Genomic DNA, 13,853 nt, shown 5'->3' on the forward strand with positions numbered 1-13,853 from the left:
AAACACTCGCTGAGCAGGTCTGAAAAGTCTGACCGGGGTCTATCAGTTCAATGTCTGGTCCTCAGGCCGTGCTAATTTGCTGTTGAGACGTCCAAGTAAATTTGTTCAAGCTCTGAAACGTGATTACTGATTGTTCGAGTTTGACCAGCTAAATTGTCTTTTAAAATGTCAATTTTATCTAGCGACATTTCAATAGCGTTTTTCAATTGGTTTGGGTTCTCGGGTTCAAACAAGTATCCCGTTTCACCATTATCTATTAATTCTGGAATTCCACCAATCTTTGATCCAATTACGGGAGTTCCATAGGCAAAGCTTTCGTAGATCACCATCGGAGAATTATCATACCATCTTGAAGGAACAACTGTAAGATCCGCTTCCAAATACATCTGTTTCAATTCATCTTCAGGTACAAATCCGTGAATGTGAATATTTTCTAAGTCTGAGGCCATCAATTCAAGTTTAGACTTTTGGGGTCCCTTCCCCAGAATATGTACCTCAATATCTTCTGAATCAAAGTCAGCAACTGCTTCTACTAATACATCAACTCCTTTAGAATAAGTTAACTGCCCCACATATAAGATCTGTCTCTTCTTAGAATTTCCACCGCCACATTCACCACCATTTGTCTCTTTTTGAGTTTCAGCAGATATCCCTAAAGGAAGTCGCTTACAAGGCACATTCTCAAACATGCCAGATGAGTTGTATTTGGATATTACAAACTGAGATGGTGAGAGAATAATCTCCACATTATTTTCAATCAACCAATTATTTAATACCTGGTAAGGCCTGAGAAGAGGTCCCGGTTCAGTAATCTCACCATCCTCAAACATATCTGGACGGATATGCATCGAACCATAGTCATGTAGCGTATGAACAACCGGAATTTCAAGACCCCCCGCAGCAGAGAACACGGCACCGGAAAGTCCACTATAATTGTGTATATGAATGAGATCTGGATCAAGTGTATTTAGCTGCTTTCTCACCATTCGATACGCATGTGGGTTCCAGAGGTCGATGATGTGTTGGATTGGCTTCTTCCAAAATGGTTCTTCTTGATGATCATATGGCGCGTACATATTTCTGGGTCTGAAACGGTAAATATCAACTCCATGGTCAGACTCGTGTGTGAATTTAGACGAAGACGCGCTGCTACCAGTAGTGATCACCGACACATCGTGCCCTCTTTTTTCTAATTCAATACTGTCTGCTTGTGCATGCTTCTCCGCACCACCAATTATCTCTGGAGGGAAGAGGTTGGAGATAATACACACGTGCATTATTCGATCAACTCCTGATAGAGTTGTTCCAAGTCATTCGCTTTAGACGACCACGAATATTTCTCTACACAGAGTTTCCTACATTCGGTGGAAACCTTTGGGTCTGTAGTGTATTCTTCCGCACCAGAGATTGCATCAGTGAGTTGATCAACAGAACCGGAATCAATGACCTCGCCCAATCCTTTGGACACAATTTCGTCAGCAACACCCACAACCTCTGTTGAAATGACTGGTGTTCCACAGGAAAGAGCCTCAAGTAGAACCAGTCCAAATCCTTCTTGCTCCGAAGATAACGAAGGTAACACAAATAGGTCGGCCGAATTATACATTTTGGGTAAGTCTTCATCAGGGATGTATCCCCTGAAATCAACTATATCTGTGATATCTAAGTCTTGAGCAAGTTGTTCATAGCGCGATCGTAAAGAACCATCACCACCGACCACCAATTTGACATTCATAGTAGATTCGTCAGATATCTTTGCTACTGATTTTAGTAGAATATCTAACCCTTTGTATTCGTGATACTCGTCAAGAACACTCAAGAAAAATAGATTGAGCGCGTTAGGTTCAAAACCAAGATCTGACCTCATGTCCGAAGACATATCCATCGGTGAAAATCGGTCAACATCCACCCCATTGTGTACAACAGTAACTTTGTCTTCGTAGTCTGCTAAATGCGCTGAATTATCAATGTAACTCGGCTGGGTGATTATGATTTGATCCACCATCTGGAGGGTGAACTTCAGAACCGTACTATTGTAAAGAGAAGCAATAGAATCTGCCAATCCAGATCCAATAACATCATTATGATATGTAAGAACAACTGGAGTCCCCGTGGCTTTCCCAACTATGGCGCTAATGTCTGCACTCCATGGTGTTGGAAGATGAGTATGAATTATATCTGCATCTGAAGCCCTATTAATCAGATCAACGGGCAATTTTGGAGTTATATTAGTCTGCGCTATCTTCGCAACTGTAGAGAGTCGAGATGTCGAAATACCATCTACTGCACCACTACTCTCTCCAGTTGATGCACAAATTACCTCAACATCATGACCATTATTAACCAGTTCCTTCGAAAGTTCATGGACATGAGCCTCGACACCACCAGTATATGGATAAAACCTCACAGGTGTTTGGATAATTTTCATTGTTTGATAGAGGGCCTTGGTCATAAGGAATACCGATGGGTTCAATTAGATTTCGGTCATTTGACCCATCAGGTCACGACATTAAATATATGCCAATTGACAATATAAATCTCGCGTTCATCTCAAATGTCGTTTACCCCTACATAACTGGTGGCGCAGAAAAGCGCATCCACGAAATCGCCACCCGACTCGCACAACGAGGCCACGACGTGACCATCTACGGCCGCCACTTCTGGGGTGGCCCGAAAGAGACCACCCACGAGGGCGTCACCCTCCGCGCGGTCGCTCCCAAAACAGAGCTCTACACCGACGACCGCCGCTCCATCACCGAAGCGCTCGACTTCGCCGCCCGACTCGCCTACCCGCTCGCCAAACGACTCCACGACGAGAATCACGACCTCGTCGTCGCCTCCGTCTTTCCGTACTTTCCCGTCCTCTCCTCGAAGCTCGCCGCCCTCGGAACCGACGTGCCCGTCGTCACAACCTGGCACGAAGTGTGGGGCGACTACTGGGACGACTACCTCGGCGTGCTCGCCCCCTTCGGGAAGTTCACCGAACACCTCACCGTCAGAGTCCCCCAACACCCAATCGCCGTCTCGGGCATCACCGCCGACCGCCTCGCCGATACCGGCCGAGACAGGGACACCATCGAGGTCGTCCCGAACGGCATCGACATCGACCAGATTCGCAACGCGCCGCTCCCCGACGAGGGCGACTCGTTCGACGTGCTGTTCGCCGGGCGACTCATCGCCGACAAGAACGTCTCCGTCCTCCTCGACGCGTTCGACCGCGTGGCCGACGACTACGACGACGTGACGCTGGGCGTCGTCGGCGACGGCCCGGAGGCCGACCGTCTCGAACGACAGGCGAGTGAGTTGGACCACGCCGACCGCGTGAGTCTGCTTGGATTCCTCGACGAGTACGAGGACGTGTTGGGCCAGATGCGCGCCGCGGACGTGTTCGCATCGCCCAGTACGAGAGAGGGGTTCGGCATCACCTACGCCGAGGCGATGGCCGCCGACTGCACGGTTATCGGCGTTCAACACCCCGAATCGGCGGCGAGTGAGGTCATCGGTGACGCGGGCTATCTCGCTGAGCCGACTGTCGATTCAGTCACTGAGTCGTTAGCCCGAGCGCTCGGGGGCGAGACGCCGCCGACCGAACCGACGAAACGCGCCGAGCGGTACGATTGGGACAGCGTTGCCGACCAAGCGGAGAAGGCGTACGAGCGCGCTATCGACGGTCGGTGGTGATGTTCGTTGGGGACCGAGCGACACGCCAGACCACGGGGGGAGAGTGCGAGACGCGAATAGCGGTGCGAGCATCGATGTAGTTAGTTGATTGTGTCCGTCGTATCACCGTAACCGCGCCGTCGAATGAGCCACACAGAACGGGCCGATCCGGTCCTCCCTCCCCCCATGACTTCATCTGTTCTTTCGATATCGGCATGGGGTGACTCGTCGACCAATCAAAGCCAATGCAGTCGGGAAAGGCACACAAGATGTACTGTCTTTCAGCAGCAGATAGAATCCACTGAGAGACTGAGACGATCTGATACAGAGTGGGCATTTCGCGTGCTTCCGAGTCAGAAACATCCGTGTGGACATCTCACTCGGGGGCTATGGGAGTCAGGCGTCGATCGCAGAAGCAGACGAGCCGAACAGACACCGGTTTCGGGTATGAAGGCAGACGTCGCGTGAGACGGCAGTTGAGGACCGGGGCACGCCACCACTTCATCTGTTTTTTCGAGAGACAGAACAGAGCCATGACCACCCACACCCCGTCACTTCATCTGTTCTGTGGGTTACTGCTCCGAGCAGTTCTTGGCGAACGATTGAATCGAGCGGTGGACGCCGATTTCATCGATCGTGTCGGCGAGGGTTTCCGTAATTAACCCAAGGTCGTAGTTGAGTCCGTACAGCACCTTCTTTCCGCCGCGACGACCCAGATTCCGCTCTTTGCCCGTAATGACACCCATCATCTTCAGCTCGGAGAGATGACTTTGCATCTGCCGATGTGAAAGCGGGTCGATGCCACTCGAACTGCAGAGTGCGAGGTAGCGTTCGCGGATTGTCGGTGAAGTGACTGGAGTCTCACCGTCTGCGGCGAACGTCGTAAGTGCGTACAGCGTCAGTCGGGCGTGCTCTGTGAGCTTCGACACCCCAGTCGTGATTTGGTCGGATTCGAGCTTTCGTTTGGCTTGGTCGACGTGCGGTTTCGTTACCTGTGGTGCGTTCTCGTTCCGTGCGATATCCCCCGCCTCCAACAGGAGATTAATCGCCTGTCGAGCGTCACCCGAATCCTTCGCACCATAGGCGGCACAAAGCGGGATGACGTCCTCCGAGAGAGCGTCCTCACGGAAGGCGACTTGGGTTCGTTGTTCGAGCACTTTACGGAGTTCTCCCGCATCGTACGGTGGGAAATAGACCTCTTTTTCGCACAGACTCGATTGGACCTTTGCCGAAAGCCCTTCTCGGTACGACAGATCGTTCGAAATACCGATCAGCCCAATCTTCGCTGACGTGACGTAACCGTTGTCTCGTGCGCGCGGAATCTGATACAGAAGTGAGTCGTCGTTGACGTGGTCGACCTCGTCGAGGATGATGAGTATGGTCCCGTACTGATCGAGTTCTTCCCACAGGAACTGGTACACCTTCGACTGTGGATAGCCGGTCATGGGAATCTGATTTTCCGGACTACGCAGACGGTTAATGATCGTTACGGCGACTTGATAGCTCGTGTTGAGTCCGTCACAGTTGATCCGTACCGCGTGCAAGTCGAGGTCGTGAATCGATCGAGCGGCGTCTTGGAGCCGATCCAGTAAGAATCGTGTTGCGGCTGTTTTCCCGACACCAGACTTGCCGTACAGAAAGATGTTCGACGGGAGTTCGTTGTTGATTACCGGCTGGAGAGCGGAGTGATACTCACTCAGTTCTTCATCCCGGCCAACGAGTTCTTCGGGGGTATAATCCTCACGTAGCACATCCCGATTTTTGAAGATCTGATTTGATTGTGAGAACTCGAAGGATCCCATACGTGTTGCAGACCTGTATACCACATATATCCACCGGTTCATCTGTTTCATCTGTTCTCCGAATATATAAGTGATGAACCCCGTGGCTTCATCTGTTCTATGCTGTGTGATCTGTCTACGACTGACAATGATGGTTAAGAGCCAGCGACCACCCGAACTATTGAGCCCCAAACCACACAGAAACAGTGCAGATAATCAGAACAGATGAAGTGGTGGGGTGGGAGAGTCTCCAACATTGTTGGTCATGGCTGTTCAGGTAGCCGAGAGGAGTTGGTAATCGTTCTACCCCCACCACTTCATCTGTTTAGCAGCCATACAGGGGTTCAAGATGCCAATATCTTCGAGTCGAAGCCAGTTCGAGACGGAGATTCCGGTGGTAGTGCAGCGCTGCTGTGGATAGAGACGAACCACAAGAACACATGAAGCGATGGGGGGGGTGACAACCAAACTGTAAACTGAACCAGTTCGTATACCGGAGACGAAAGAAATAGACTGCAAAGAAATCGTTCTGAGAATCCGGGACGAAAATCTGACCCCCACGACTTCATCTGTTTAGATGCGTCTCAGGAAGTGGTACACACGAAATCGGCAACAGAGACTCCGAGGCCGATGCGAAGGACACGAGATCAGATACACTCGAAGTCGTGGAGATACACTCGAAACGGTACTCCCCGAGGAACCGTCATGTCGTCATCGCATCTGCGGTGACCTGTACAACGCGATACATTCAAAACTCCACACCCTCCCCCCTCGTAGAACGCTTCATATTGAGGAGAGCATACGAAATGTATTCTCCCACTCAGCAGAGATGACCGAAGACGGACGAGACAGAGTACGGTTCGTATGCTTTCTTTCTTGGTTGAAACCGCAAGACAGTACAGACGATAGCATACGAGATACACTCTCTTACTCGGGTTCCAGTTCGGCGACGGACAATATCTATACATAGTCGTCATCACGAGAAGAACGGAGTCCATTTCGTATGCTCACATCTGTGTCCAAAATCGGCAGACGCCGACGTGGAAAGCATACGAAATGTACTCTCTCACTCAGAACGCGATGGCCGAAGTGGGACCGGATAGAGTGCATTTCGCATGCTTTCGTTCGCCGTTGAAAGCGCAAGACAGCAGAGAGGAGAGCGTACGAACTGTACTCTCTGACTCGGCCGTCGGCTCAACGTGAGTATTGTTCGTCGAGAGGGTGCAACGCAGTCCGTGGCTGTGTCTACCGAAGAAACTGACGCCAGCGAGTGTACAGATACATCCCGCCGAAGATGAGGCCGACGAGCACCACGAGCCCGGTCACATGCGTTTCGCGCACACCGACGGGAAAGGGAGGTGTTTGGAGGGATACGCCGAACCACAGTGGAGGGACTGAGAACACAATTAGTGTCGAACGTCCATTTAGTTAGAGATTGTGTCCGTCGCATCGGTGTGACCGCGTCGTCGAACGGGTTACGCCGAACAGTAACGAGACAGCGTGGACAACAGCGGGGCCGAGAGGTATAACATCCATATGTCCGGTACACCACGAGTCGGACATAGCCCAAGGTGCGCTTGTTCAAACGTCACCACCTACAGCGTCGCTTGTGGAACACTGGTGGCCACAATAACGTGTTGTGTGGATTTTCCGTGAGGACCAAAAGTGAGTGATTGCTGTCTAAAAATAGGAATAGTCAGATACAATACTAGTATATTTGTTGACTAAATATACGATTTGGGGTTTGAGTTGGAAGGATACAGATAGTGGTTTGGTGTGTCTTTCGACTCATTCGGCCGCTGTTCAGTGTCGGAGCCGGTTTTATCGTGACCCAGTCAAGCCAGTACTGAGCGTGAGCGTACTCACTAGCATCTGTTCTACCCTCTACCATTTACTTCGAGACGCTCGTTCGTGCGTCTATGAGCTTTGTCGATCTCAGCCATTCGTTCGAAGATGGGATGCCGGGCTTCCGTATGGAAGCCGAAGACGGAACAGTCACTGAGTATACCGCAGAGATAGAGCCGTTTTTTACCCACGACGAATCCGAATCATTCTACAATGGAGAGTCTGCATTCGAGATCACAGAGATCAGGTTTCAAACCTCGATTGGCACGTACTTGGACTCGCCGTATCATCGCTACCCAAGCGGTCGTGACATTGGTGATCTGGATATTGACGAACTCGTGTTACCCGGCGTCGTCGTCGATGCCAGGGGACTGGAACCGTATGATGAACTCGGTGTTGAGGTGGTACCCAGCGATCGAGAGCTCACAAACCGAGCAGTCTTGTTCAATTTCGGGTGGGATGAGCATTGGGATACAGAGCAGTATCGGTCGTATCCGTATATTTCAGATGCACTGATCGACAGACTCATCGACGAAAACGTGGGTCTAGTCGGTGTTGATACGATCAATGTCGATGACCACCGCAATCCGTCACGGCCTGCTCATTCGCGCTTGCTCGACGAGGAGATCTTCATCGTAGAGAATCTGACCGGATTGGACGCACTCCACGGAGAGTCCTTCCGGTTGTTTGCGGTCCCAATTAAGGCATCACAGACGGCTGCAATGCCGATTCGTGCATTCGCAGAACTCGACTGATTGGCTGTTGATACGAGAGTCCGTCTGAAGAATAGGATTCCAACAGATCCAACCCAGATATACCATATATACATAATACCCAAGAAGTTGGTAGTTGGGCGTTGAAATATCAGTTGCTCGGAGAGTGCTTGAGACTCGGTTTATCGATGTCGACAGTCGTGTATCTCGATCCGCTCTGGCAGCCTCACCACTCCACACGCGGGACACGCCACGAGCGTCGTCGGTAACTCCTGGCAGGACTCTAGGGCGGCGTGCAGATGTGCTTGCACATCGGGTTCGGTCGTTCGGGTCAGCGCTTGAGCGAGATGCATCTGTAGCTCTTCGTGGGCACTCATGCGTGAGGAGTCTCCTTACGCTCAGAATCCACCTGGAGCCCGATGGGTGCAAGTTGGCCCATCGAATCCCACCCACGCTTCTGGGAGACGAATGCGTTCCACTCGCGAAGCGGCCGGCCATCGAGTGACTGGTAGTGATCGAGAGTCCGACCATCAAAGACGACGACGGCGTCGGCCGGACGGAAGTAGTGGTGTGTGAATCCCTCGGTGTCGATACCAAGCGTGAACGAGCGTGCGAGGGCGTCGATGAGTTGGTCGGCTAGCGATACGGTACGCTCTTGTGTCGCGGTGTGCGTAGTTGACATTGGCTTACTCTGGACTGAGAAGCCACCCGGTCACGTGTTCTAGCACGTGGCCTTTCTGCGAAAGACGAACCGGTGCTTCTCAGTTACAACTATGATCTTCACCGACTTAATACTATGCATAATGCCCAGTCAAACTGCATATTTGTAATACCATGCTTTATAGCATATGATAGTTTAGTAGCACTATGAGCGCCTCAAATCTCACTGGCACGGACAAAGCAATTCTCGACGTACTCAAGCGAGGACGTGATGGCGAGAGTCCGTGGGGAATCGCGACGAAGGGGTATCTTGTCGACGAGACTGGCTACTCACGCAACAGTGTGTATAATCGCCTCGAAGTGCTTGAGGCTCGTGGACACGTGAAACTGGTCCACGAATCAACTCGGCTCTTCGAATTCGTGAGTGATCCGCGAGACAAGTGAGGAGAGACCAGTTATTACAACTCGGTTGCGTCGACGTCTCCAGAAAGATAGCCGAGGCCGGTTTCGCTGATTTCGTATTTCCCTCTCTCAACTCTATCCACAAGCCCCTTGTCTGCGAATTCTGACAACCGATTATTCACGTGTGTTCGAGTGAATCCGGCATTGAACGCAATTATACTCGGTGAGAGTACAAGACCAGAATCGCCCAGTATCTCAAGAATCTGGTCGTCGGTCGGTTTCATCCAATCCCCCCGTTTGCGCATACGGAATCAATCAACACTATCGTGTTAATCGAACCGGTATATGATACGATATACACTAATACGTATTAATTGTTTACTTGTTAGTAAACAGATTGAAGTAGATCGGTTGCGTGCAGTAATCTAACGACTCATCGGATTTCTAAGTCCTCTCAGAAAGGACCCGTGCTGAAGACACGGATCCGGTGCGGTCAGTTCAAGCCAAACCGCATGTCTCCGAACACACCACCCACGCAAAAAGGTCTCGTCGCACAGCCACCCCGTACGGAGGGCCACGAATGACCAAGTCCTCCATCGAGGACCTCGCCGCCCGGATCGACGAACTCGAAGAGCGCGTCGACGCTCTCGAAACCGACACCCAACAACTCGAAGAGACAGTCGAAGCCCAGGCACAGACAATCGCGTCCCAACGCGAAGCCCTCACCCAATACGAAACCCGTGCCGACGACCTCGAAGCCAAACTCGACGCCGCATCTGACCACCGCAAGCATCTCCAACAGCGCCTCTACGCCGTGGAATCCGCTGACACCCCAACCGACGAGTCCAACACACGTCGCTCCCCCCTCCAACAACTCATCCGGCTCCCCTCTCAAGCGCTCTCGAAACTCACTGCCAACCAAGAACGCGCTCGCTTCATCGCCAAGGACATCAGAGAGTACGCCACGAACGTCCCCGCAGGCTTCGCACTTGACTCGAGTACGATTCGTACCGTCCTCCATGCAAAGGAAGGCCAAACACCACACACCCAAACCGTCAGTCGTGTGATGGACTTTCTGGATGACCTCGGCAAAGAGGGCGTGAAGATCGTGAAACGCCGCGGGACCAAACGCGTCATCTTCACCGAACGCGCTGTCTCGGAACTCGCGGAGACGTCATCTGCGTCCGCGGGTGGAAGTGGGATCACGGACGTTGTGATGAGGTGGCGCTAGCGACCGTGTGATCAACGATCGATAGTCGGACGCACGCCACAGGTCGTCGACACCCACCGCGGGTACAGACGCTCGTTCTAGCAGCGGCACTGAAGAAAGCTCCTCTGTGGACAACGGTAGTGTGAGTGAATAAAACGAGTTTGTGGTGGTGAGTCCATCGAGACAAATCACAACAGGTGTGATTAGTAGGATCTGTTGAATGCCGTAGAACCTGATAGAACCTGTGTGACACAGACAGAGGGTGAGTTCAGCAGATGGATGTCAGTCTTGATGTGACTGGTGGAACGAGTTCTCAGACAGAGAAAGCGATTTACACGCACGTCTGCAATTACCGATAATGGGTAGCTACGCAACACCACCGAATTGGACTGATGAGTCGTCGGACGACGACCAACCTCGGCCACGACTCGGAGATCTGCTTTCGGGCCGACTTGCGGACGTAGACGTTGACTCGGTCGAAGCAGTACGTGATGAACGAAAGAGAGAATGAAGGTCTTCGTCGATACAAACGTCTTCATCGCTAGTTTGACTGATGAACCTGGTCGCGGTGAGATTGCGACACAGTTACTCAACGAAGACCACGAGTTCTGTACCTCTATTCTAAATCTCATGGAGATTCGGTCAGTGATGACGAAGAAAAAGCGCGTTGAGCAAGACCGAGTCGAGGCGGTGTTATCGGATATCTACAGTAGCGTAGATATTTACGCGCCCGAAATCAGCGACCAAATTGCAGCATACGAATTACAGCGAGACAATCTCCTCTATACAATGGATTGTGTGCTGCTCGCATTAGCGAACGACGTTGATGCGACCATGGTTACCTTCGACGGAGAGCTGCTTGATCACGGTGGTGTTGCACCCGAAGAACTAATCGATTGAGCTGTACGGACGAATTCCTATTTCTACCTCTATCACTGTTGTCAGATATCGCGTGCTGAACTTAGAGGGTGAGTTCAGCAACCGGTATCGTTTATTTGACTCCCTCAGTGGTGGAACAACCCTTGGGTAGGAACCCTGAACGGGACAGTCTGATCAATGTCTGTACAATGATTGGTCAATTCAGAAGAATTATTACCACTACCTCGGCCGAAGGTTATCTCAGGGGGTACTCATCAAAATGCTCGACTACTTACCGCACGTTGTTGACGTTGCGCTCAGTTCTGAGCTAGGCGCTATGACCTTAGAACTAGCCAGCGTTGGTGTCGTCTTCACTATACATACCATCGAGACCAGCAAGGTCAAGTGACCGACTCGCGCGCTGTATTCAGCACGGCCGCTGCAAGCTGTTAGTAGCTGAGGATTTCAACAGAGCCGAGTAGTATTGATTGGCCATTCTCTGGCAACGACGACTGCCTGCCGTAATAGCCAACTACGAGCCGCGAGTGGACCCGCTCACGATGTCGGTCGAATCGTACGGTCCCACTCGTCCAGACCCGCTGACTCGATTCATGGCCGCCTGCCAGGGTGCTGGGATTGCCTCCATCGCATCTCCAACGGTCGGAAGTGCGTCAATCCTCGTCGTGAGTGCCGTCACCCACTGGACGCCGAGTGAACTCCTGCATTGGAGTGGACAAACGCTGTTGTTACTGTTCGTGTGTGCAATCGCCGTCGGCTTTGTCGCAGGGTCGTACTGGCCGGTGGTTGATGGCCTCCCACAGAAACGCGAACACGAACTGTACTGGGTTCGAAAGCGATTCACGATGTGTCTCTTTGGCGGGCTGGCGTGTTACGGCGTGTTCTCGCTCATGTTCGTCGTGACGGTCACAGACCTGCTGCAGAATATGGTCGGCCTTGGCGCGGCGATTCTCGTGTGTACCTATTTGTATGCATACTCCACGGACCGACGCGGGGTCAGAAAGTAGGCCGTGTGCGTAGCCAAAGTCACGCGTCAAGACGCCATAGTGAAGTACCACAGGGACAAGCCCGAGGCACTCTGCGTTGATACATAGTGCGATCGCATACCCGCGTGTTTTCTGTAGACGTATTGCTTAGGGATGAACGAGGTCGACTGACCAAATCGGATATACTTATTCCCACTCTTTGTAGGAGTATAGCCATGGTTGACTCGGAAGACGACCCCAAAGAAATTCTCGCCCGCATGGAGCAACTTATTGAGGAAACGTCTTCAAAGCGAGAAGAGACGACGCCGCGTATCGAAAAGGCCGACCCAATTGCCCAGAAGCACAGAGATGCGGTTCGAAAGGGTGCGGAGAAACACTGCGATAAGTGACGCTGGTGGACCCTATGCTCGGGTAGCGATTGACCAAGGTGTCATCAACCCACGACTGAAGTCGTGGGCTTGTCCGTGGACTCCCGGTCTGCCTCCGACGTGGAGTAGGCGGTGTACTCGCCGTTCCCGTTCAGCGTCCCAGACTTGAGGGCGAGATGACCGTCGCCCAACCCATCGGGACGTTTGCCCGATGGTAAAGTTAGCAACTTGAAACCGATGTTCTTGCTCGCGTTGTAGTCACCGTCAACCGAGTACCCACAGTCGTTACACTCGAACCAACCGTCCGAGTTACGGTTCGTGCTGGACTGATGCCCGCACCGAGAACAGGTTTGACTCGTAAACGCGGGCGGTATATCCTCAACGCGGATACCGTACTCGGCGGCCTTGTACGCGAGCATCTCTTGGAGTTCGCGGAACGCCCAGTTGTGCATCTGACGCTTCACTTGGTCGTTCCCGTTGTTCATCCGCTCGCGGATATGGGTCAGGCGTTCGACGGCGATGTACGAGCAGCCGTGGACGTCGGCTTCCTCCACGATGCGTCGAGAAATCGTGTGCAGGCGGTTCAGCACGAAGCGGTTTTCTCGCCCCGACAATTGCCGGAGTGCCTGCTTGGCGGAGCGAGTGCCTTTGTGCTGAAGGCTTCGACGCACGCGGAAGTAGTGGTTCTGACCCCACAACAGTTCGCCACCATCGTAGAACGACCCCGTGCTGGTCACGGCGACGTTCTTCAGGTTCAAGTCCACGCCCAGTATCTTGTCACCGTCGCGTTCTTCTACCTCTTTCTTGATGACGATATGGAGGTAGAACGCGTCGTCGTCTTCGCGGTAGTGGAGCGTCCCCATCCGCCTCTCGTAGTCGTCATCATCGAGGTAGGACTTCTGGTAGTCCCCGAGAACGTAGTCCACAGCGACTCTGCCGTTGATAGTCGAAAGCGTGGCCGACCTGTCCTTGATAGTCAGCGTTCGTTTGTCGTAGACGGCGGACGGCTCGTTGAATCGGGGGAGCGGTCGGCTGTTGCCCTTCTTCCAGTCGGCAACGGTGGACTTCATCGCTTCGACGGCTTTCGAGTACGCCCGAATACAGAGGTTCGCGGGGAGGTCTGTCTCGTCTCGCAAGTCGTGGTACACTTCGTCGTGTATCTTCGACTTGTTGAGGATGAGGTAGCCGTCGTCGTTCCTACCGTTCTGGACGGTGTAGTTGCAGGCGTGGTTGAACTGCTCGATGGTCTGATGGAGGTCGTCCACTCGGTCGTCGGGAACCGAGAGTTTGACCGGAACGGTTCGCTTAACCTCCATCTGTAACTTCACATACGGAGTGGTGTTTTATAATTT

The 13,853-nt window shown here is 52.3% G+C and carries 12 protein-coding genes; 6 read left to right on the forward strand and 6 right to left on the reverse strand.

The window, feature by feature from the left end:
• Positions 1–71: 71 nt before the first annotated feature.
• Complete coding sequence (locus DEQ67_RS12835) at positions 72–1,277, reverse strand: glycosyltransferase family 4 protein (protein WP_115891418.1); 1,206 nt, start codon at positions 1,275–1,277, stop codon at positions 72–74.
• Positions 1,277–2,452, reverse strand: coding sequence for a glycosyltransferase family 4 protein (locus DEQ67_RS12840; protein ID WP_233509311.1), 1,176 nt, complete (start codon positions 2,450–2,452; stop codon positions 1,277–1,279). Before DEQ67_RS12840 ends, DEQ67_RS12835 begins: the two co-directional genes overlap by 1 nt.
• Before the next feature lie 80 nt (positions 2,453–2,532).
• On the opposite strand from DEQ67_RS12840, the gene DEQ67_RS12845 reads away from it, so the two are divergent.
• Positions 2,533–3,681: a glycosyltransferase family 4 protein gene (locus tag DEQ67_RS12845; protein WP_115891518.1), complete on the forward strand. Its 1,149-nt coding sequence runs from the start codon at positions 2,533–2,535 to the stop codon at positions 3,679–3,681.
• Between the two features lie 551 nt (positions 3,682–4,232).
• On the opposite strand, the gene DEQ67_RS12850 is transcribed toward DEQ67_RS12845, so the two are convergent.
• Positions 4,233–5,462 (reverse strand): orc1/cdc6 family replication initiation protein, encoded by a 1,230-nt coding sequence (locus DEQ67_RS12850; protein ID WP_115891417.1) that lies wholly within the window; start codon positions 5,460–5,462, stop codon positions 4,233–4,235.
• A 1,898-nt stretch (positions 5,463–7,360) separates the two neighbouring features.
• Between DEQ67_RS12850 and DEQ67_RS12855 the strand changes: the two genes are divergently transcribed.
• On the forward strand, positions 7,361–8,041 hold the full coding sequence (locus tag DEQ67_RS12855) for a cyclase family protein (protein ID WP_115891416.1): 681 nt from the start codon (positions 7,361–7,363) through the stop codon (positions 8,039–8,041).
• Between the two features lie 331 nt (positions 8,042–8,372).
• On the opposite strand, the gene DEQ67_RS12860 is transcribed toward DEQ67_RS12855, so the two are convergent.
• A complete protein-coding gene (locus DEQ67_RS12860) occupies positions 8,373–8,681 on the reverse strand; it encodes a hypothetical protein (RefSeq protein WP_115891414.1) in 309 nt (102 codons plus the stop codon).
• A gap of 436 nt (positions 8,682–9,117) precedes the next feature.
• Entirely contained in the window at positions 9,118–9,345 is a 228-nt protein-coding gene (locus DEQ67_RS12865; protein WP_115803330.1) for a MarR family transcriptional regulator, read from the reverse strand.
• 296 nt (positions 9,346–9,641) lie between these two features.
• Here DEQ67_RS12865 and DEQ67_RS12870 point away from each other — a divergent pair, with 296 nt between their 5' ends.
• The 4 genes from DEQ67_RS12870 (at position 9,642) to DEQ67_RS12885 (ending at position 12,522) form a co-directional block, all read left to right on the forward strand.
• On the forward strand, positions 9,642–10,292 hold the full coding sequence (locus tag DEQ67_RS12870; protein WP_115803137.1) for a hypothetical protein: 651 nt from the start codon (positions 9,642–9,644) through the stop codon (positions 10,290–10,292).
• A 486-nt stretch (positions 10,293–10,778) separates the two neighbouring features.
• Positions 10,779–11,171, forward strand: a complete 393-nt coding sequence (locus DEQ67_RS12875) for a putative toxin-antitoxin system toxin component, PIN family (protein WP_004062835.1) — start codon at positions 10,779–10,781, stop codon at positions 11,169–11,171.
• Between the two features lie 569 nt (positions 11,172–11,740).
• On the forward strand, positions 11,741–12,154 hold the full coding sequence (locus tag DEQ67_RS12880; protein ID WP_004062836.1) for a hypothetical protein: 414 nt from the start codon (positions 11,741–11,743) through the stop codon (positions 12,152–12,154).
• A 194-nt stretch (positions 12,155–12,348) separates the two neighbouring features.
• Positions 12,349–12,522: a transcriptional regulator gene (locus DEQ67_RS12885; protein WP_158547224.1), complete on the forward strand. Its 174-nt coding sequence runs from the start codon at positions 12,349–12,351 to the stop codon at positions 12,520–12,522.
• Positions 12,523–12,566: 44 nt separating this feature from the next.
• Here DEQ67_RS12885 and DEQ67_RS12890 read toward each other — a convergent pair whose 3' ends face one another.
• The gene (locus DEQ67_RS12890; RefSeq protein ID WP_115891413.1) at positions 12,567–13,817 is read right to left on the reverse strand and encodes an RNA-guided endonuclease InsQ/TnpB family protein; all 1,251 of its coding nucleotides are present in this window, start codon (positions 13,815–13,817) and stop codon (positions 12,567–12,569) included.
• Positions 13,818–13,853: the final 36 nt, after the last annotated feature.

This window comes from Haloferax sp. Atlit-48N (assembly GCF_003383015.2).
Classification (GTDB): Archaea; Halobacteriota; Halobacteria; order Halobacteriales; family Haloferacaceae; genus Haloferax; species Haloferax volcanii.

What these genes read in the sequence shown, in the direction of transcription:
- DEQ67_RS12865 (WP_115803330.1), bottom strand. Translation starts at nt 9,345, where the DNA reads ATGAAACCGACCGACGACCAGATTCTTGAGATACTGGGCGATTCTGGT.
- DEQ67_RS12840 (WP_233509311.1), bottom strand. Translation starts at nt 2,452, where the DNA reads ATGACCAAGGCCCTCTATCAAACAATGAAAATTATCCAAACACCTGTG.
- DEQ67_RS12885 (WP_158547224.1), top strand. Translation starts at nt 12,349, where the DNA reads ATGGTTGACTCGGAAGACGACCCCAAAGAAATTCTCGCCCGCATGGAG.
- DEQ67_RS12875 (WP_004062835.1), top strand. Translation starts at nt 10,779, where the DNA reads ATGAAGGTCTTCGTCGATACAAACGTCTTCATCGCTAGTTTGACTGAT.
- DEQ67_RS12835 (WP_115891418.1), bottom strand. Translation starts at nt 1,277, where the DNA reads ATGCACGTGTGTATTATCTCCAACCTCTTCCCTCCAGAGATAATTGGT.
- DEQ67_RS12890 (WP_115891413.1), bottom strand. Translation starts at nt 13,817, where the DNA reads ATGGAGGTTAAGCGAACCGTTCCGGTCAAACTCTCGGTTCCCGACGAC.
- DEQ67_RS12855 (WP_115891416.1), top strand. Translation starts at nt 7,361, where the DNA reads ATGAGCTTTGTCGATCTCAGCCATTCGTTCGAAGATGGGATGCCGGGC.
- DEQ67_RS12870 (WP_115803137.1), top strand. Translation starts at nt 9,642, where the DNA reads ATGACCAAGTCCTCCATCGAGGACCTCGCCGCCCGGATCGACGAACTC.
- DEQ67_RS12880 (WP_004062836.1), top strand. Translation starts at nt 11,741, where the DNA reads ATGGCCGCCTGCCAGGGTGCTGGGATTGCCTCCATCGCATCTCCAACG.
- DEQ67_RS12860 (WP_115891414.1), bottom strand. Translation starts at nt 8,681, where the DNA reads ATGTCAACTACGCACACCGCGACACAAGAGCGTACCGTATCGCTAGCC.
- DEQ67_RS12850 (WP_115891417.1), bottom strand. Translation starts at nt 5,462, where the DNA reads ATGGGATCCTTCGAGTTCTCACAATCAAATCAGATCTTCAAAAATCGG.